The organism is Vibrio sp. OPT41 (genome assembly GCF_015163595.1).
GTDB lineage: Bacteria > Pseudomonadota > Gammaproteobacteria > Enterobacterales > Vibrionaceae > Vibrio > Vibrio alginolyticus.
Window position 1 is genome coordinate 330,757 of sequence record NZ_JADDYH010000016.1, and the last position, 18,324, is coordinate 349,080.

An 18,324-nucleotide genomic window follows, 5' to 3' on the forward strand; every position below is an offset into this window, starting at 1 on the left:
GCAAAGATAAGTTTGTGGCACAAAATTTCTATTAACAATGAAAAAGGGTTAGAGAATGGCTGGGCAGTTTAAGATGGATTCCATCCCGGGATCGCTTGTGGTAGTTGGCGGTACTTATGAGCCTTGGTTATCGGTACTGGAGCAAGTGGGCTGGAAGTGTCACCAAGTAGGTGACTTACGCAAAGCTAATACGCTGTTAGAAGATATTGGTCCATGTATCGGTATTGTTGATCTCAGCCATGACGAGTTCAGCTTGAATGGTTTGGCGAACTTAGTCAGCTCTCACAAACACGTACGTTGGTTAGCGTTTATTCGTGAATCTCAGCTTGGCACTGACACCATATGCCAGTTCATTGTTAACTTTTGTATCGATTTTTTCACAGCGCCGATCCCAGATGCACAGTTATTAAGCACAATAGGTCACCAGCTTGGCATGCTTAAGTTGGAGAAAAAAGTTTGGCCTAGTTTTGGTAGCAGTTTAGATATGGGTTTGATCGGTGAATCTATCCCGATGAAACGTTTACGCGATCAAGTGAAGCGCATTGGTCCAACGGACGTCAGTATTCTGATTTCTGGGGAAAGTGGGACTGGTAAAGAGGCGGTTGCTAGGGCCATCCATAAAGTCTCTTCACGCTCTCATAAACCGTTTATGGCAATTAACTGTCGCGCACTCAATGAACAACGTTTCCAAGCTGAAGTATTTGGTATTAACGCCGATGAAGATATGGAAGCATGCCTGCTTGAACAAGCAGATGGCGGCACCGTGTTGTTTAACGACATTCTTACCATTTCAAAAGAGCAGCAAATGAATCTGCTGAGATTCTTGCAAGAAGGCACCATTGATACCAAAGATGGCGTAAAAGCGGTTAACGTGCGTATTCTTGCTGCTAACTCGTCAGATGTTGAAAAAGCTTTGATTGACGGTGACTTCAATGAAGAGCTTTACCATTACATCAACGTTTTGCGCATCAATGTCCCTAGCTTGAAAGAACGTGCGAGTGACATCGCATTGCTGGCTCGTTTCTACTTACAAGAGTTCTCAAAAGAGTACAACTCGCAAGCAAAAAGCTTTTCTGAGGATGCATTCAAGGCACTGACACGTTATTTCTGGCCTGGAAATGTGCGTGAGCTGATGAACCAAGTGAAGCGAGCGGTATTAATGTCCGACAGCGTAATGATTGAAGAGCATCACTTAGATTTACCTCAACGTAATGACTCAAAGCGCAGCTTGAAATCAATCCGTGAGAAGAGTGAACGTGATGCGTTGCTAGTTGTTTTGGAATCTCATTCTGGTCAAGTTTCAAACGCGGCGAAAGAGCTAGGAGTTTCGCGTGCAACCATGTATCGACTACTTAATAAACATAATTTGATTTCCGAACAAGCCATGTAGTTGGCCTTTCCCTGTGTCAAATAGGCGAATAAATACAATAAAAGAGTGGCCACAGAGCCGCTCTTTTTATTTTTTGTTTGGTTTGATTTATAAAATCCGCAAATTTATATATTCCTCAGGTGAATATGTTATACATAAAAGTATATGAAACTAAATTGCGGTGTATTGATTTGTTTTTAATCAAAAAGGCAAAAAATGTTTGATATATATTCATCAAAGCTTACAATTTAACCGTAACTCAGTGAGTTATACCTTTCATAAACGGATTAATTTTTAGCTAGGAGGCGCAAGATGAAACATTACGTTGTTAACACCACTGCTTGCGCTGATCGTATGCCTATCGCTCCGATAACCCTTAAATCGGATGATACCAATACCACTGGCTCACAAGATAAAAATTAATCCGTAACCTATCATATTTATTACTAGGCTGCGGAAAAGTAGCGGCTTAGTATCAACAGAATATTTCTGTTCATTTTACGCACTATTTTTCCCAGTCGAATACATCGATAATCGGAGAAAATATTATGCGTCACTCTATTTACCTACAATTGGCCACTTTGCTATTGAAAGCAGACCTTAAACGCGAAGAAAAGCAATGGCAGCGCACCATACGCCGAACTGCTCATGATATTCCATGGACGAATGTTCATCTATTGAGAGATATTGGTTTAGATCGCGATGGTCGTTCTACACGTGCCAATGTTCCGGATGCAGTTAAAGTTGAACGTCGAGTTCGTCACCTTCGTCGAGTTTTAACGTCGCGAATAATGACGTAATCGTTAGCGTGTTGGACTGACTGAGTTGTTAACGAGTCATTCAACACGCTTAACTTTTTATATGAAGTATGACTTCATTGGATAAACAGCTGGTCTTGAAGATCAGCTGTTTTCGTTTGAAGGGAGCTTTACTGTTAAGGGCAAGGATTCGAGTAAGTGGTACCTATTGCTTGAATTTCAGTAAGTAGTTCGTCGCTAAGTTGCAAATCAATACTGTCGATATTGGCTTTTAATTGGTCTAGGTTTGTTGCTCCGATAATGTTAGAAGCAACAAATGGACGCTGATTGACAAACGCGAGCGCCATTTGTGCAGGGTTTAGACCATGCTCTTGAGCTAAATTGACGTAAGCTTCGGTCGCTTTAACACCTTGTGGAGTGAAGTAGCGCGCAAAACGCTCCCACTTAGTACATCGAGCGCCTTCAGGTTTTGCCCCGTTTAGGTATTTACCACTCAGGCAGCCAAATGCCAAAGGAGAGTAGGCAAGTAACTGAACGCCTTCGTAATGGCTGATTTCAGACAAGCCAACTTCGAAGCTGCGGTTCAATAAGTTATATGGGTTTTGAATGGAGACAATTCTTGGCAAATCGTGTTTTTCTGCCAAACGCAATAGCGACATCACACCCCACGGCGTCTCGTTGGATACGCCGATATAGCGCACTTTACCTGCATTCACTAATTCAGTAAGCGCTTCCAACGTTTCAATTAACGTGACTTCTTCTTGTTTGTCAGGGTATGGGTAGTTGAGTTGACCAAAGCAGTTGGTTTGACGCTGCGGCCAATGTAGTTGGTACAAATCGACATAATCGGTTTGTAGACGATTAAGGCTGTCATCAATTGCTGTATGGATGTGGCGACGATTAAGGCTCATGTTGTCTCTAATGTGAGGAACATTGCGAGGGCCTGCCACTTTTGTTGCCAGTACTACTTTCTCTCTTTTGCCGCTTTTTGCTAACCAATTACCGATGTATTGCTCGGTGAGCCCTTGTGTTTCCGAGTTTGGCGGTACAGGGTACATCTCTGCGGTATCGATGAAGTTCACCCCATGATCGAGGGCAAAGTCGAGCTGTTCAAAGGCGTCCTTTTCTGTGTTTTGCTCGCCAAACGTCATAGTGCCGAGGCAGATTTTACTGATCTCAAGTGATGAGTGCGGTAGTTTTGTGTATTGCATATCACGTCCTTGAAGAGTTACCGACTAAATAAGTGACTCCAATATAGGGGATTTTTAGCCGCAATCGCAAATGATTTACGTATAAAGAGAGAGCAAACTCGAAAGCTACAGTTAGCCTAACTACACTTAAATAATCGTGTGAAGGAGGTATGTTATGCAGAAGCATCAATTGGACATGTGGCTACATGGTCCACATAAAGATACTTATAAAACTCCCAAAGTATTTGTGATTGGGTGTTCTGATGTCTCTGACTATCTTTTAGCTGTGGAGTACAAGCATCAACTTGAGCCGATTAAAGACGGTGAAGACCCGATACATTTTGGCTCTCTAGACTTAGTAAAAGAAGAATTATTGAGGCTAGGGGTCGATAAAGCGTATTTAAGGCTGCGTAATGCGTATGACGAATGTGGCACTGAAGAGGCAGCCTCGTACTGCGATATTGAGTTATCGCTCGTGACGCACTAAATAGCTGATATAGTTTTATTCTGGTTGAGTGTTAATGTAGTGCTTGAGTAAGATCTGTTCAGTAAACTGTGTTCTAAGGTAAAAGCCTCGGGGCAGAGTTTTCATCGGCTTACCATTTGAGTTATATGCTTCGGTGAGCGCTTTTGCATTTGCGGCTTTAGGGCGAAGATGCAGCGCTTCTCCGTGTCTGGCGGAAATTTGATCAAATCTTCCCAAGACGATCATCTCCATTAACTCTTCCCAGTCATTTCGCAAAATCCGTTCTTCTTCTTCATCTGGTGACCAAATGAGTGGACTGCCCACACGTCTTTCAGCGAGTGGGATTTCTCGTTCTCCTTCTACGGGTACCCAAAGCACACGAGATAGCTTGTTTCGAACATGACTTGTTTCCCATGTAAGACCATGAACACCAGTGAGGGGGGCCACAGAAACAAAGGTTGTTTCTAAAGGTTTGCCAGAGTAACTGATCGGAATACTTTTCAACTCGATCCCTAGTTTTGCGAAATCTTGTTGAGGTTTACTGCCAGCTGGAGCGCCCAAGTGCCATTCGAGTAATTGACCCACCCAACCTTTATCACGTTTTAAGTTTTCAGGAACAATCATATTCGCCTCGGCGGCCAACTCAGCAAAACTGAGTCCTGCCATATCATGCGCTCGTTCCAATAGCTCTGCTTCTGTTTGTGGTTCTGGTTTCATAGTTACAAGGTGGTATTACAAAAAATATAGTTTATCAAACTCCGACCAAATCTACTGTTTAAGATTTCACCGAGGCGGTGTAAGAACGATCAATTCATAACTTATCCACAGGTGGAGGAGGTATTGATAAGATCCTGACGAGGTCTGTATGAATAAACAGGGGTTAAAATGCATTTTTGGGGTTGATTTTGTTGTAATCATCTAAACGAATAGCAGGTGAGTGTGGATAAATAGCCTGTTGGTGGATCTTTGACCGATCTGAGTTTGGTGAAAAGATCATCAAGAAACTGAAGATCGAATTATCGTTGTTTTTAAAAATAAATACTTTTTTATCAATGTTTTATGTTTATTTTTTTGTTTCTTCATCTGTTTTGCTTTTGATGGGATTGAACTGAATTACTCATTTGAATTGAATTCTTCACAAAGTTATTCACAGAAAAGGTGAATAAATGTGGGCAATGTCTCACTCTTGTGTTGATAAGGTATGGTTTGATTAAAAGATATCCAAAAATGCTGAAAAGGTAATAAATCTTGCTCATATCACATCAGTAAGTTTGCTAGTAATGGGGATATGTGGAAAAATCACGGTAATAAAAAATTTATTCATAGAGGTTAGCCAGTGATAGATGGCGATGGTTACCGACTTAATGTTGGTATTGTGATATGTAATAACCATGGTCAGGTCTTCTGGGCTAAACGATACGGGCAACACTCATGGCAATTTCCACAAGGTGGGATTGACGAAGGTGAAACCCCTGAACAAGCCATGTTCAGGGAGTTATACGAAGAAGTCGGTTTAACGAAAAAAGACGTTAAGATCATTGCAACAAGTCGTCATTGGTTAAGATATAAGCTACCAAAGCGATTGGTGCGTTGGGACTCCAAGCCTGTTTGTATCGGCCAAAAACAGAAATGGTTTCTGCTGAGATTAGAATGCGATGAGTCTCGCATTAATATGCAACGCGGAAAATCCCCTGAATTTGATGGTTGGCGCTGGGTAAGTTACTGGTATCCAGTTAGGCAAGTTGTTTCTTTCAAGCGAGATGTTTATCGACGAGCGATGAAAGAATTTGCATCCTTAGCCATGCCTTTTCGAGAGAGAAAAGCGAAAGGGAAAAGAAAAAAGCAACGTAGAGGATAATCATGCTCAGTCAGCTAAGGGAAATAGTTGAGAAAGTCTCCAGGGTCGATGATGTGCATCTGGCACTCGATATATTGGTGAAAGAGACTTGTGCTGCCCTTAGTACTGAGTGCTGTACTATCTATCTTGCTAATGAAGAAATGCAGCGCCTTGAGTTAATGGCAACTCAAGGCCTTATTTTTGAAGGTGATAGTATTCATATCAACTTCAATGAAGGCTTGGTTGGGTTGGTAAAACGAAGCGCTGAACCCCTTAACCTTGCCGAAGCCTCAAAACACCCCGAGTTCAAATTCTTTCCTCAACTCGGCGAACAGATTTACCACTCTTTTTTAGCTACTCCAATCATTCATCGTAAACAAGTTTTAGGTGTGTTGGTGATCCAACAAAAAACGCCGCGCTTGTTTAGTGAAATGGAAGAATCGTTTCTTGTTACCTTATCCGCTCAGTTAGCGGTGCTCATTGCACATGCGCAGAATCTTGGGCATTGGCAGTTAGCATCTAAACCCACGGTATTAAAAGGTTTGCCTGCGTCTACTGGTGTCGCGATTGGAGAGTTTTGGTTCGACAATACCCAGCCGAGTTTATCGGATGTTTTCCCTTCGTCCACGTTAGATAAGGAACGCGAGCACGAGACATTACTGGTGGCCATAGAGCGAGCGTTAAATGACTTTCGCCGTATGCGGAAAAAGCTGGACAGTGAAATCAACAAAGATGCGCTGGCGATCTTCGATCTGTTTACTCACTTACTGAATGATCCGATGCTTCGCGGTGATTTGAAGAAGCAGATTGAAAAAGGAGACAGGGCAGACTGGGCGTTACGCCAAGTTGTAGAGTCATACTCGAATCGATTTGCCAGAATGTCGGATGTATACATGCGTGAAAGAGCGCAAGATATCCGAGAGTTAGGGCAAAGGCTGCTCTATTTTCTGCACAACAGTGAGCAAGAAAATTCTGCAATTGATCGTCCCATTATTTTGGTGGCGAACGAACTCACTGCCACCTTGCTCGCTTCTGTACCTAAAGAGTTTTTGTTAGCCGTCGTATCATTAGAGGGAGGCGCAAACTCTCACGCTGCCATTTTATCTCGAGCTCTTGGGGTCCCTGCAGCCATGGGCGCCAACATTAATCCGGATGTGGTGAATGGCAAACTCGGGATAGTCGACGGCTATACGGGTGAGATCTTCTTAGAGCCAAACCGCCAGTTGTTGCGAGAGTATCGCAGCTTAGTAAGCGAAGAGTCTGAACTGTTTGCCATGGTAAACAAGGACCTCGCACTCCCTGCGGTTACGCAAGATAATCACCATATCGAAATTATGCTGAATGCGGGACTCAGTGCAGACAGTAATATTGCCATCAACACAGGTGTTGATGGTGTTGGGTTGTACCGAACTGAGATTGCATTTTTACTCCAGCATCACTTTCCTTCGGAAGATGAGCAGTATCATCAATACCAAGCAATACTTAACAGCTATCCGAATCAACGAGTAGTGATGCGTACTTTGGATATTGGTGGTGACAAACCTTTGCCGTATTTGCCCATCGAAGAAGATAATCCGTTTCTAGGCTGGCGTGGCATTCGTTTTACATTGGATCATCCAGACATTTTCTTGATCCAGCTGCGTGCAATGTTAAGAGCGAGTGCAGAAAGCGGAAACTTAAGTATCTTATTGCCAATGGTGTCAGGGGTAAAAGAGCTAGACGATGCCATTAGCTTGATTAATCAAGCTCACAGCGAAGCCGTTTTGCTTGATGATAGAATTCAATTCCCACAAATTGGGGTCATGATTGAAGTACCATCGATGGTGTATCTGTTGCCAACGATTGCTCACCGTGTTGATTTTGTTTCTGTCGGGACAAACGATTTAACTCAGTATTTATTAGCGGTAGATAGGAACAATTCGCGCGTAGCGGATGTCTATGAATCTATGCATCCTGCGGTACTGTTAGCGCTTAAGCAAATCCATGAGGTGTGTGATAAATATCAGGTGCCCGTGTGTATTTGTGGTGAGCTAGCGGGTGATCCATTTGGCGCTCTTCTCTTACTTGGGTTAGGGTATACCAGTTTGAGTATGAACACCTCCAATGTGGCTAAGGTGAAATATTTGATTCGTCATAGCCAACAAGAAGAATTAGAAAAATTAGCGGAGCAAGCAATGACAAAGTCCTATGGGGAGGACATTCATCAAATGATGCATGACTTCTTCATTCAACAGGGCTTTGCGGGCTTTATCCGTGCAGGTAAAAAGTAGGAAATCGTGACCGTCTCTTTATTTTTGTTATTGTTGGCGCTAGGCGCTTTTGTGGGTGTGATGGCGGGGTTACTCGGTATCGGTGGTGGTTTGATTGTTGTTCCTGCCTTGTTGTATTTGCTTCCTCTTGCTGGGATCTCTCCAGAAATGAGTATGCACATGGCCTTAGCCACTTCGTTAGCGAGTATTATTGTCACGTCTGGCTCATCGGCGATGAATCACCTTAAGCTCGGCAATGTCGATATGTTTGTCGTAAAATGGTTGATGCCTGGTGTGGTCATTGGTGGCTTTGTTGGTGCCAATATTGCTGAGTGGATCCCTACACACTATTTGCCGAAAGTGTTTGGTGTCATTGTTCTTTGCCTGTCAGTACAAATGTTTCGTTCCATTAAAGTTACGAGCAGTAAACCTATGCCGAGCAGCCCTGTGACTGTAGTTTACGGCACGGGAATTGGTGTCGTATCAAGCCTTGCTGGTATTGGTGGTGGCTCACTGTCGGTACCATTTTTAAATAAACATGGGATAGAGATGCGTAAAGCGGTGGGCTCATCCTCCGTTTGTGGTTGCGTGATTGCTATTTCTGGTATGATCGGCTTCATCTTACATGGCTATAAAGTGGAAGGCTTACCTTCATACAGTATTGGTTATGTTTATCTTCCCGCTTTATTAGCGATTGCTATGGCCTCGATGCTCACAACAAAAGTGGGTGCGAAGCTGGCAACTAACCTTCCAACTGCGGTATTAAAAAAGATATTCGCGGTGTTCTTAATGTTTGTTGCAGCGACCATGCTGCTCTAAGTTTGTACCCAAGTCATTCTCGCTGAACCAAGCATCTAGAGGTTACTTGGGTATATTTATTTTGTTGTGATAAGAAGAGAATGATTTATGTCTCAGGGATATATTGAATTTCCCAATATTGATCCGGTTTTAATCTCTATTGGTCCTGTTTCGGTTCGTTGGTACGGTTTGATGTACCTTGTGGGCTTTATGTTTGCTCTATGGTTAGCGAACCGACGTGCGGATAAGCCTGGAAGTGGTTGGACACGAGAGCAGGTTTCTGATTTGTTGTTCGCAGGCTTCCTTGGCGTGGTGATTGGTGGCCGTGTAGGCTACGTGCTTTTCTACAATTTTGAGCTCTTCCTGGCTGACCCTTTGTATCTATTTAAAGTGTGGACCGGTGGTATGTCTTTCCACGGGGGCTTACTGGGTGTGATTACTGCGATGTTCTGGTATGCACACAAAAACGGGCGAACTTTCTTCGGTGTTGCTGACTTTATCGCGCCGCTTGTGCCATTTGGTTTGGGTATGGGGCGTTTAGGTAACTTCATGAACAGCGAGTTGTGGGGCCGAGTAACGGATGTGCCTTGGGCGATCGTTTTCCCAAATGGCGGTCCACTGCCACGTCATCCATCGCAGCTTTATGAAATGGCGCTTGAAGGTATCGTACTTTTCTTCATCTTGAATTGGTTCATCAAGAAACCTCGTCCTCTAGGTTCTGTTTCAGGGCTATTTTTAGCTGGATATGGTACATTCCGCTTCTTAGTTGAGTACGTGCGCGAACCAGACGCTCATTTGGGTTTATTCGGTGGCTTTATTTCCATGGGACAGATTTTATCCCTGCCAATGGTGGTTATCGGTGTCCTCATGATGGTTTGGGCATACAAACGTGGTCATTACAAAGACGAATTACCACAAAAGACGAAGTAAGGTATTGGTGTGAAACAGTATTTAGATTTGTGTCAACGCATCGTTGACCAAGGTGTTTGGGTTGAAAATGAGCGTACAGGCAAGCGCTGCCTGACCGTAATCAACGCGGATTTAACCTACGATGTTGCGAACAATCAATTTCCGTTGGTCACCACACGTAAAAGTTTTTGGAAAGCAGCCGTTGCAGAGCTACTAGGGTACATTCGTGGTTACGATAATGCGGAAGATTTTCGTAAGCTGGGCACGAAAACCTGGGATGCCAATGCCAACCTAAATGATGCCTGGTTGAATAACCCATACCGTAAAGGCGAAGACGACATGGGCCGTGTCTATGGGGTTCAAGGGCGCGCCTGGGCGAAACCTGATGGTGGTCATGTTGACCAGCTACGTAAGATAGTGGATGACTTAACGCGTGGCGTTGATGACCGCGGTGAAATCTTGAACTTCTACAACCCGGGTGAGTTCCACATGGGGTGCTTGCGTCCTTGTATGTACAGTCACCATTTTTCATTGCTGGATGATACGCTTTACCTGAATAGTACTCAGCGTTCGTGTGATGTACCGCTTGGCTTAAACTTCAATATGGTTCAAGTTTACGTGTTCTTGGCGATTATTGCGCAAATTACGGGCAAGAAACCTGGTCAGGCATTTCATAAGATTGTGAATGCTCACATTTATGAAGACCAGCTTGAACTGATGCGCGATGTTCAGTTGAAACGTGAGCCATTAAAAGCGCCGACGTTCCATATCAACCCAGAGATTAAATCTCTAGAAGATTTGGAAACATGGGTCACACTGGATGACTTTTGGGTTGAAGGGTACGAGCATCACGATCCTATTCGTTACCCATTCTCAGTGTAACGAGTATCGTTCTTCAAGATATAGAAAAAGCTCCGAATGGAGCTTTTTTCTTTTTTGTACTTAGAAGGTATTATTTTAGTGCACTGACAATATAACGGTGAATTGGGTTGGTCTGCATCGGTTTGGACAGTGCCGGGCTAATAAACTTAGGTTGAGTGAATATTTCTTTACTCACTAATGAACGGATAAGCTCAAAGTACTTCAGCTCCGTTTTCCCGCACAACAATAGTGAAAAGTCATCGCCCAATTTATCATAGGCATTGAGCACCTCTCGGAATCCTCTAAGATACAAGTAATCCTTCGTTAAACCTCCACCTCGATACACTCGGGCAGTCGTTGTAAATGCTTGAAGATCAGAAGCTTTATACTGTTCTTTTAATAGCATGAACGTATGGCGGAAATCGCGATCCTTGATCATCGACTCTACTGCCAGAACTCGTAAGGCTAAGGTTCTTAGGCGCTTGATACTGAAATGTCCTGACAGATACTCACATAATATAGCCAGCCCTTCTTGAGTGTTGGTATTGGCAGGACAACCTAAGCTCAGGACTTTTAGCGGTTGTTGACGACCGTTAAGCGTAGTCAGGAGATGTACTCCCATTTCATGATGTGCAAGAGCCTCCAGCTCATCAGTGGTGATGTACGCCGCGTGGTTAATTTTGACTCGAGACCCTGAAACTAGTGCGTTTGCTAACATCCCGTCCAACACCTGTATTTCACATTCATACCCATTGCGTTGAGCAAAATTTTGCATGAAACGTGCTATTGCACGGCTATCGTGCTGAGGTTCTTTTTCTTCTTCTGTAGGAAGGTGCAATATGAAATGGGCGTTGGCAATATCTTTGGCGCTCGGTTCCCCATAATAGCGTAAGGAGTTATAAAGAAACTCTTGCGTGCCGATGGTATTCACTTGATCCAGTTTATCTGCATAAGACTGAATTACATCCGCGTATAGCCTCTGCAGTTGGGTGTCTTGAATGTTTTCTAGAGGTAGCTCATATAGGCGTCGCTTTGCGCTGTGGGTATCTACGTTAGTAATTGAATATTGAAAATTAGGCTCTTGAGAATATTTGTTTTTAATGAAACGTTCTCTTTCTTGAGCATAATTAAGAGGATTCACGCTACTGAGGATATCAATATCAGCAACCAGTTGGGTTAGGTTTTCGTCTATTGCGAGTAGCTGATCAGAAATAGCGTCATTAAGCTGCGTCATGTTGTCGACTCCAAATGAGATAGCTCAGCATAAGCATGCTGATGTGGCTCAAATTATCACCGGACAATCGATTTGAACAGTTTAATTATCATAAAAAAGGCTCCACGATGTGGAGCCTAAACAATAAGCGATGGTATGTCGTTGTTGTTACGTTGTTAGGGCTAGAATTGCACCTGGTAGAATAACGAATACTGACATTAGGTAACCACCAACAACAGCTTTATTCTTAATAGCCATTTCAGAAATCATCTCAGCGCCTTTAACCGGAATCTCACGTAGGAATGGAATTCCAAAGATAAACAGCGTCGCCATGATGTTAAACACTAAGTGGACTAGAGCGATTTGTAGTGCGAATACTGCGAACTCTCCAGATACCGCTGTCGCTGCTAGTAGTGCCGTAATACAAGTACCAATGTTAGCACCCAGAGTGAAAGGGTAGATATCTCGTACTTTCAACACGCCAGTACCAACCAACGGAACCATTAAACTTGTCGTGGTTGAGGAAGATTGTACTAGAACGGTCACGATTGAGCCTGATACGATGCCGTGAATAGGACCACGACCGATGGCGTTTTTCAAAATTTCACGTGCGCGACCAACCATTAGGCTCTTCATCAATTTACCCATCACTGTGATTGCAACGAAGATAGTCGCAATACCCAAAGCAATAAGCATGACGCCGCCAACAGTATCACCGAAGGTAGAAAGTGGCTCTTTAATTGCGCCTACGACTGGCTTTGTAATTGGTTTAATAAAGTTGAAGCCTTTAATGCTCATATCACCAGTAGCAAGCAGTGGAGAAACAAGCCAGTGAGAAACTTTCTCTAAAATGCCGAACATCATTTCCAACGGAAGGAAAATAGCGACAGCAAGCAAGTTGAAGAAGTCGTGAATGGTTGCACTTGCAAATGCACGTTTGAACTCTTCTTTACAGCGCACGTGGCCAAGAGATACAAGCGTATTGGTCACTGTGGTACCAATGTTAGCACCCATCACCATAGGGATAGCGGTTTCTACAGGTAAGCCACCTGCAACCAAGCCTACAATAATAGACGTTACAGTACTTGAAGACTGAATTAAGGCTGTTGCCACCAAGCCGATCATTAGACCTGCAACTGGGTGTGCGGCAAATTCAAATAGCACCTTAGCTTGATCGCCAGTTGCCCATTTAAAGCCACTACCAACCATAGATACTGCTAGAAGAAGCAGATATAACATGAATGCCAAGTTAGCCCAGCGTAACCAACGAGCTGTGCTCGAAATTGGTGCCACTGTTGAAGTAGCTTGGTTCATCATAATTTTCTCCGTTGACCTTTCAGTTCATTTTTCGGTCTGTAGTTGAATCTGCGGGCGATGTTAGAGAATAAATATTTCAGTAATATTACAGATTTCTTGCTGTGAGAGATTTTTATTGTTCTTTTTGATAATGGCGTAAAAGAAGAAGAAAATTAATTTTTAACTTGTTGATTTTAGTGGTTAAATTTTGGTTTCGTTTTGTTTGGTTTTTGCGTTTTTTTTGTAGAGAAAATGCGCCTCAGTTCAACTTTTATGACAGTATTGACTTTATACTTTCGGTAAAACTTATGCTTTTGTAAGGTATTGTATGGTTTTGTCGAGTTTATTGTTTGTCTCTGTCACATTTGGTATAAAAAGTATCACTTTCTTTTCGGGACTCGATCATGTCACATCTAAACTACAACCATCTCTATTATTTCTGGATGGTGTGCAAACAGGGCTCTGTAACTAAGGCGGCTGACGCGCTCTTCCTGACACCGCAAACCGTGACAGGACAGATTAAAGCGCTTGAAGAGCGCATGAAAGGAAAGTTAACCAAGCGCAATGGTCGTACAGTTGAGCCCACTGAGTTAGGTCAGCTTGTGTTTAAGTACGCCGACCGGATGTTCGGTTTGAGCTATGAGATGTTAGATATCGTCAATTACAGCCAGCACTCGAACATTCTATTTGAAGTTGGTGTAGCCGATGCATTATCTAAACGCTTGGTCAGTAAAGTACTGATGACGACCGTCCCGGAAGATAACAGTATTCATTTACGCTGTTATGAATCGACCCACGAACTGCTACTTGAACGCCTTTCTCAGCACAAGCTAGATATGATCCTTTCGGATTGTCCCGTTGATTCTACTCAAAGTCCTGGCCTTTATAGCAAAAAGTTGGGTGAAAGTAGCATGAGCTTTTTTGCTTCTTCTGAAATTGAAAATGTGCGATTCCCTGAGATCTTGGAACAAAAAAAACTTCTGATTCCCGCGAGCCGAACGGCTATGGGGCGTAAAGTTATTCAATGGTTTGATCGTCAAGGCCTTCAACCCAATGTGCTAGGGGAGTTTGATGATGTTGCGTTGATGAAAGCTTTTGCTCGGTACCACGATGATGTGATTTTCTTGGCACCGACCGTATACATGTCGGAGATTGAAGACGACCGAAATTTACAGCTAATTGGCCATGTCGATGGGCTAAAAGAAGAGTACTACGTGATTTTTGCGGAACGAATGATCCAACACCCCGCGGTAAAAAATGTTTGTGATGCTGATTTCAGTCAAATGTTTGAGTAAACCCGTATCGTTGCGTAAATAAATAGATTACTATCAATAAAAATATAATTCTAAATAATATCTAAGTAAGCAAGATACTTGTTTTAGTGAGCAAAACTATTAATTATTGATGGCGCACCAATTAAAATCCTTGGTGGATAATATTGGTGTATCACTAACAACTAAATTAGAGGTTCTAATAATGAAGACTCTGGAAGTGTATCTTGATTTTCTTAGATATATAAATCAGTGCAACACAACAAGCTGGCCAGGGTTGGAATAAGTAAGTTGTAGCTAGAGGTCCAACACATGAATCTACAAGAAATGGAGCAGAACTCCGCAAAAGCCGTCGTGTTGCTCAAAGCGATGGCAAACGAGAGACGCCTACAAATCCTTTGTATGCTGCATAACCAAGAGCTGTCCGTGGGAGAGCTGTGTGCAAAGTTAGAGCTAAGCCAGTCGGCATTATCTCAGCATCTTGCTTGGCTTCGCCGTGATGAGTTAGTCACGACAAGGAAAGAAGCACAGACGGTGTACTACACATTAAAGAGTGATGAAGTGAAAGCGTTAATAAAAACACTGCATAGTCTTTATTGTGCTGAGAGTGCTCAACATTAATTAAATAGTCCTAATATACTGCTCATCTTAGAGTGTGAATCTAACTTGTTGGAATATTTGAGAGTGGCGTTAAACTTTTGATGATAGGGTACTACTCATCGACCAATTTGCTTTGTTCTCAAGTGTTTTATTAGTGCTTTCTAGTTTGAGCGTTATATGGGTAATGAATAAGCTGATGTCTTTAAATGGGACATTCAGAAAAAGAAAAGCTGGCATTGCCAGCTTTTTTTATTAAGAAAACTTTGTAGATATAAAAAAACCGACACAAGGTCGGTTTTTTCTTCACTGTAAAATCAGGACTCTATTAAAGAGCTTTGATTTGTGCAGCGAAACGAGACTTATGGCGAGCTGCTTTATTCTTGTGAATAAGGCCTTTAGTTGCCATGCGGTCTAGGATAGGTGTAACTACAGCGAATGCAGCAGTTGCAGCTTCTTTGTCGCCTGCTTCGATAGCAGCAACAGTTTTCTTCATGTAAGTACGCATCATTGAGCGACGGCTAGCATTGTGCTGACGACGTTTCTCAGCTTGGATAGCGCGCTTCTTAGCAGATTTACTATTTGCCAAGGGTCTAACTCCCAAAAACTTAGTTCTGTGACAATTTAAGGGCGAGGAATATCCCTCATTTGCGCTTAAATGTCAAATGATTTGTGCAAAAACCGATCTAAGCCAAAACAAATTTTGGTAAGAGAGGTTATCGCGGTTAAGATGGCGGGGATTCTAACAGCATTTTTATACCAATGCTAATAATTATCCGCGAAAGGCACACTTATTCCTTACAACCCGCGGATAGATTTTTGACGTCTATTTACAGCACCTGTCAGAGAAACAGTATAGGGTTAGCTGTCTTATGGTGATATTCCGAGGTTACAGTGAGTAAACGACTACTCAAGTCTGGCATGATCGTCAGTGCTATGACATTTATTTCCCGCGTTCTTGGCCTAGTTCGTGATGTTGTAGTGGCAAATTTAATGGGGGCAGGAGCAAGCGCAGACGTCTTTTTCTTCGCCAATAAAATTCCTAATTTTTTACGACGTTTGTTTGCTGAAGGTGCTTTTTCCCAAGCGTTTGTACCTGTTTTAACGGAAAGCCATGCTCAAGGCGACATGAATAAAACTCGGGAGCTCATTGCTCGTGCGGCGGGTACATTAGGGGTGATAGTCTCAATTGTTACCATCTTAGGTGTTCTAGGTTCCGGAGTGGTGACTGCACTGTTTGGTTTTGGTTGGTTCCTAGACTGGATGCATGGTGGTCCCGCGGCTGAGAAGTTCGAACTTGCTAGCGTGATGCTCAAGATTACCTTTCCTTATTTATGGTTCATCACTTTTGTTGCCCTATCGGGAGCCATTCTCAATACACTAGGTAAGTTTGCGGTTTCTTCGTTTACTCCTGTCTTCCTCAATGTGATGATCATTTTGGCAGCATGGTTTATCTCGCCGCAGATGCCACAGCCAGAGATTGGTCTTGCCATCGGTGTTTTCCTTGGTGGTTTGGTTCAGTTCTTATTTCAAATCCCTTTCCTTATTAAAGCGGGGGTTATGGTTAAGCCGAAATGGGGCTGGCGCGATCCGGGCGTGGTGAAGATCCGAACCTTAATGATTCCTGCTTTGTTCGGTGTGTCGGTAAGCCAAATCAACTTGTTGTTTGATACTTTTATTGCCAGCTTTCTGCAAACCGGTTCGATCAGTTGGTTGTACTATTCAGATCGCTTGTTGGAATTCCCGTTAGGTCTGTTTGGTATTGCTATTGCAACGGTGATTTTACCAGCATTATCACGCAAACATGTTGACGCACAAAATGAAGGATTCGCACAAACCATGGACTGGGGGGTGCGCATGGTGATCTTACTTGGCCTTCCTGCAATGCTTGGTTTGATGGTACTGGCAAAACCTATGTTGATGGTGTTATTCATGCGAGGTGAGTTTTCGCCACAAGACGTACATCAAGCATCATTGTCACTCTTTGCTTACGCTTCAGGCTTGTTGAACTTTATGCTGATTAAAGTGCTCGCTCCGGGTTATTACTCGCGTCAAGACACTAAAACGCCAGTGAAATACGGCATCATTGCGATGGTGACCAACATGGTATTTAATGCAATTTTTGCGTACTTCTATGGCTACGTTGGCTTGGCTATCGCGACGGCACTATCGGCATTTGTGAATATGGCACTGCTGTATCGTGGCCTGCACATCGCAGAGGTATACCAAATCACTAAGCGAACCGTCTTCTTTATTATACGTTTAGCTATTGCTGGCGCGGCGATGGTGGCGGCAATCTTATGGCAACTGGAAGATATGTCAGTATGGCTGGGCTGGAGCTTTGCTCACCGAAGCGCGGTGCTAGGGATGTTGATCGGTTTAGGAGCCGTAGTTTACCTAGTGGTTCTATTTTTAACTGGTGCGCGTTTAAAAGACCTAAAAGCTGGGACAGACTGAGGGTGATTAGTATATAATCCGTCAGTTTCACACAGTGTAAAGTAAAACAGAGGCAGAAAGCAGTATCCAATGGAACTGATTAGAGGCATTCACAATATCAACCCGCGACATCATGGTTGTGTTCTGACTATTGGCAATTTCGATGGTGTCCATAAAGGCCATCAACAAGTATTGCAGCAAGTGTCTGAGCAAGCGGACAGGCTATCCTTGCCTTCTGTTGTGATGACCTTTGAACCTCAGCCGATGGAGCTGTTTGCCAAAGACAAGGCACCTGCAAGGTTGACTCGATTACGCGATAAGTTCGTGCAATTGAGTAAGCTCGATATTGACCGCTTACTGTGTGTCAATTTCAATCGCCATTTTGCAAATTTAACCGCGGAAGAGTTTATCCGTGACTTGTTGGTCGAGCGTTTGGGTGTTAAGTTTCTTGTCGTTGGTGATGATTTCTGCTTTGGCAAAGGCCGTACAGGTAACTTTGCAATGCTGCAGGAAGCAGGGGAAAAATACGGCTTTGATGTAGTAAGTACCCAGAGCTTTTGTTTACAACAATTACGTGTCAGCAGTACGGCTATCCGTCAAGCGCTGGCGCGTGACGATTTGCATTCCGCGCAACAGATGCTGGGAAGAAACTACAGCATCAGCGGTCGTGTTTCTCATGGAAGAAAGCTAGGTCGAACCATTGGGTTCCCTACTGCAAATATTCCTTTGAAACGCTGTGTTTCTCCGGTTTCCGGAGTCTATGTTGTTCAAGCGCTTGGCTTAGGAAATAAGCCAGTTGGTGGTGTTGCTAATATTGGTCAAAGACCAACCGTCAATGGTGTTCGCCAACAGTTAGAAGTGCACTTATTCGACTTTCATGCCAATTTATATGGCAAGCAACTAGAAGTGGAACTTTTGCATAAACTTCGAGATGAGCAAAAGTTTGAGTCGTTTGAAGCACTTAAACAACAAATTGAATTGGATGCTGAAGCAGCAAGGGTGTGGCTGCGTCAGCTTAAGCGTTGAGCGGTTTATTCCACCGTTCAACATAATGTCTAATTTTCGCCCAATATA

The 18,324-nt window shown here is 43.3% G+C and carries 17 protein-coding genes; 12 read left to right on the forward strand and 5 right to left on the reverse strand.

Features of this window, described 5'->3' with window-relative positions:
- The first annotated feature begins 55 nt into the window (after positions 1-55).
- Together vpsR and IQP38_RS10300 are read left to right on the forward strand one after the other, a co-directional pair.
- Entirely contained in the window at positions 56-1,390 is a 1,335-nt protein-coding gene (gene vpsR / locus IQP38_RS10295) for a cyclic-di-GMP-binding transcriptional regulator VpsR (RefSeq protein ID WP_017635067.1), read from the forward strand.
- 527 nt (positions 1,391-1,917) lie between these two features.
- Positions 1,918-2,169, forward strand: a complete 252-nt coding sequence (locus tag IQP38_RS10300) for a hypothetical protein (RefSeq protein WP_005381776.1) — start codon at positions 1,918-1,920, stop codon at positions 2,167-2,169.
- Between the two features lie 134 nt (positions 2,170-2,303).
- On the opposite strand, the gene IQP38_RS10305 is transcribed toward IQP38_RS10300, so the two are convergent.
- Entirely contained in the window at positions 2,304-3,338 is a 1,035-nt protein-coding gene (locus tag IQP38_RS10305) for an NADP(H)-dependent aldo-keto reductase (protein ID WP_005381774.1), read from the reverse strand.
- A gap of 154 nt (positions 3,339-3,492) precedes the next feature.
- Here IQP38_RS10305 and IQP38_RS10310 point away from each other — a divergent pair, with 154 nt between their 5' ends.
- Positions 3,493-3,804 carry a DUF6482 family protein gene (locus IQP38_RS10310; protein ID WP_005381772.1) on the forward strand — a complete coding sequence of 104 codons (312 nt, stop codon included), beginning with the start codon at positions 3,493-3,495 and terminating at the stop codon, positions 3,802-3,804.
- Between the two features lie 15 nt (positions 3,805-3,819).
- Here the strand turns inward: IQP38_RS10310 and mutH are convergent, their stop codons facing one another.
- Positions 3,820-4,500 (reverse strand): DNA mismatch repair endonuclease MutH, encoded by a 681-nt coding sequence (gene mutH, locus IQP38_RS10315; protein WP_017821501.1) that lies wholly within the window; start codon positions 4,498-4,500, stop codon positions 3,820-3,822.
- A 619-nt stretch (positions 4,501-5,119) separates the two neighbouring features.
- Between mutH and rppH the strand changes: the two genes are divergently transcribed.
- The 5 genes from rppH (at position 5,120) to IQP38_RS10340 (ending at position 10,458) form a co-directional block, all read left to right on the forward strand.
- Entirely contained in the window at positions 5,120-5,641 is a 522-nt protein-coding gene (gene rppH / locus IQP38_RS10320; RefSeq protein ID WP_005381953.1) for an RNA pyrophosphohydrolase, read from the forward strand.
- Positions 5,642-5,643: 2 nt separating this feature from the next.
- Entirely contained in the window at positions 5,644-7,890 is a 2,247-nt protein-coding gene (ptsP, locus tag IQP38_RS10325) for a phosphoenolpyruvate--protein phosphotransferase (protein ID WP_193837557.1), read from the forward strand.
- A gap of 6 nt (positions 7,891-7,896) precedes the next feature.
- Complete coding sequence (locus tag IQP38_RS10330) at positions 7,897-8,688, forward strand: sulfite exporter TauE/SafE family protein (RefSeq protein ID WP_005385965.1); 792 nt, start codon at positions 7,897-7,899, stop codon at positions 8,686-8,688.
- A gap of 87 nt (positions 8,689-8,775) precedes the next feature.
- Complete coding sequence (lgt, locus tag IQP38_RS10335; protein ID WP_005381948.1) at positions 8,776-9,597, forward strand: prolipoprotein diacylglyceryl transferase; 822 nt, start codon at positions 8,776-8,778, stop codon at positions 9,595-9,597.
- A 9-nt stretch (positions 9,598-9,606) separates the two neighbouring features.
- Complete coding sequence (locus IQP38_RS10340) at positions 9,607-10,458, forward strand: thymidylate synthase (protein WP_017636170.1); 852 nt, start codon at positions 9,607-9,609, stop codon at positions 10,456-10,458.
- A gap of 70 nt (positions 10,459-10,528) precedes the next feature.
- On the opposite strand, the gene IQP38_RS10345 is transcribed toward IQP38_RS10340, so the two are convergent.
- The gene (locus tag IQP38_RS10345; protein ID WP_017636169.1) at positions 10,529-11,671 is read right to left on the reverse strand and encodes a flavohemoglobin expression-modulating QEGLA motif protein; all 1,143 of its coding nucleotides are present in this window, start codon (positions 11,669-11,671) and stop codon (positions 10,529-10,531) included.
- Positions 11,672-11,818: 147 nt separating this feature from the next.
- Entirely contained in the window at positions 11,819-12,964 is a 1,146-nt protein-coding gene (locus IQP38_RS10350) for a Na/Pi symporter (protein WP_025768431.1), read from the reverse strand.
- A gap of 386 nt (positions 12,965-13,350) precedes the next feature.
- Between IQP38_RS10350 and nhaR the strand changes: the two genes are divergently transcribed.
- Together nhaR and IQP38_RS10360 are read left to right on the forward strand one after the other, a co-directional pair.
- A complete protein-coding gene (gene nhaR / locus IQP38_RS10355; RefSeq protein ID WP_005381942.1) occupies positions 13,351-14,241 on the forward strand; it encodes a transcriptional activator NhaR in 891 nt (296 codons plus the stop codon).
- Between the two features lie 288 nt (positions 14,242-14,529).
- Positions 14,530-14,838, forward strand: coding sequence for an ArsR/SmtB family transcription factor (locus tag IQP38_RS10360; protein ID WP_005381940.1), 309 nt, complete (start codon positions 14,530-14,532; stop codon positions 14,836-14,838).
- Between the two features lie 304 nt (positions 14,839-15,142).
- Here the strand turns inward: IQP38_RS10360 and rpsT are convergent, their stop codons facing one another.
- On the reverse strand, positions 15,143-15,403 hold the full coding sequence (rpsT, locus tag IQP38_RS10365; RefSeq protein ID WP_005381938.1) for a 30S ribosomal protein S20: 261 nt from the start codon (positions 15,401-15,403) through the stop codon (positions 15,143-15,145).
- 305 nt (positions 15,404-15,708) lie between these two features.
- Here rpsT and murJ point away from each other — a divergent pair, with 305 nt between their 5' ends.
- A complete protein-coding gene (murJ, locus tag IQP38_RS10370; RefSeq protein ID WP_025998736.1) occupies positions 15,709-17,271 on the forward strand; it encodes a murein biosynthesis integral membrane protein MurJ in 1,563 nt (520 codons plus the stop codon).
- Positions 17,272-17,340: 69 nt separating this feature from the next.
- Positions 17,341-18,276, forward strand: a complete 936-nt coding sequence (gene ribF / locus IQP38_RS10375; RefSeq protein ID WP_017636167.1) for a bifunctional riboflavin kinase/FAD synthetase — start codon at positions 17,341-17,343, stop codon at positions 18,274-18,276.
- Positions 18,277-18,324 lie beyond the last annotated feature (48 nt).

Coding starts and splice junctions, on each gene's coding strand:
- vpsR (WP_017635067.1), top strand. CDS start 56: ATGGCTGGGCAGTTTAAGATGGATTCCATCCCGGGATCGCTTGTGGTA.
- IQP38_RS10300 (WP_005381776.1), top strand. CDS start 1,918: ATGCGTCACTCTATTTACCTACAATTGGCCACTTTGCTATTGAAAGCA.
- IQP38_RS10305 (WP_005381774.1), bottom strand. CDS start 3,338: ATGCAATACACAAAACTACCGCACTCATCACTTGAGATCAGTAAAATC.
- IQP38_RS10310 (WP_005381772.1), top strand. CDS start 3,493: ATGCAGAAGCATCAATTGGACATGTGGCTACATGGTCCACATAAAGAT.
- mutH (WP_017821501.1), bottom strand. CDS start 4,500: ATGAAACCAGAACCACAAACAGAAGCAGAGCTATTGGAACGAGCGCAT.
- ptsP (WP_193837557.1), top strand. CDS start 5,644: ATGCTCAGTCAGCTAAGGGAAATAGTTGAGAAAGTCTCCAGGGTCGAT.
- lgt (WP_005381948.1), top strand. CDS start 8,776: ATGTCTCAGGGATATATTGAATTTCCCAATATTGATCCGGTTTTAATC.
- IQP38_RS10345 (WP_017636169.1), bottom strand. CDS start 11,671: ATGACGCAGCTTAATGACGCTATTTCTGATCAGCTACTCGCAATAGAC.
- IQP38_RS10350 (WP_025768431.1), bottom strand. CDS start 12,964: ATGAACCAAGCTACTTCAACAGTGGCACCAATTTCGAGCACAGCTCGT.
- nhaR (WP_005381942.1), top strand. CDS start 13,351: ATGTCACATCTAAACTACAACCATCTCTATTATTTCTGGATGGTGTGC.
- IQP38_RS10360 (WP_005381940.1), top strand. CDS start 14,530: ATGAATCTACAAGAAATGGAGCAGAACTCCGCAAAAGCCGTCGTGTTG.
- ribF (WP_017636167.1), top strand. CDS start 17,341: ATGGAACTGATTAGAGGCATTCACAATATCAACCCGCGACATCATGGT.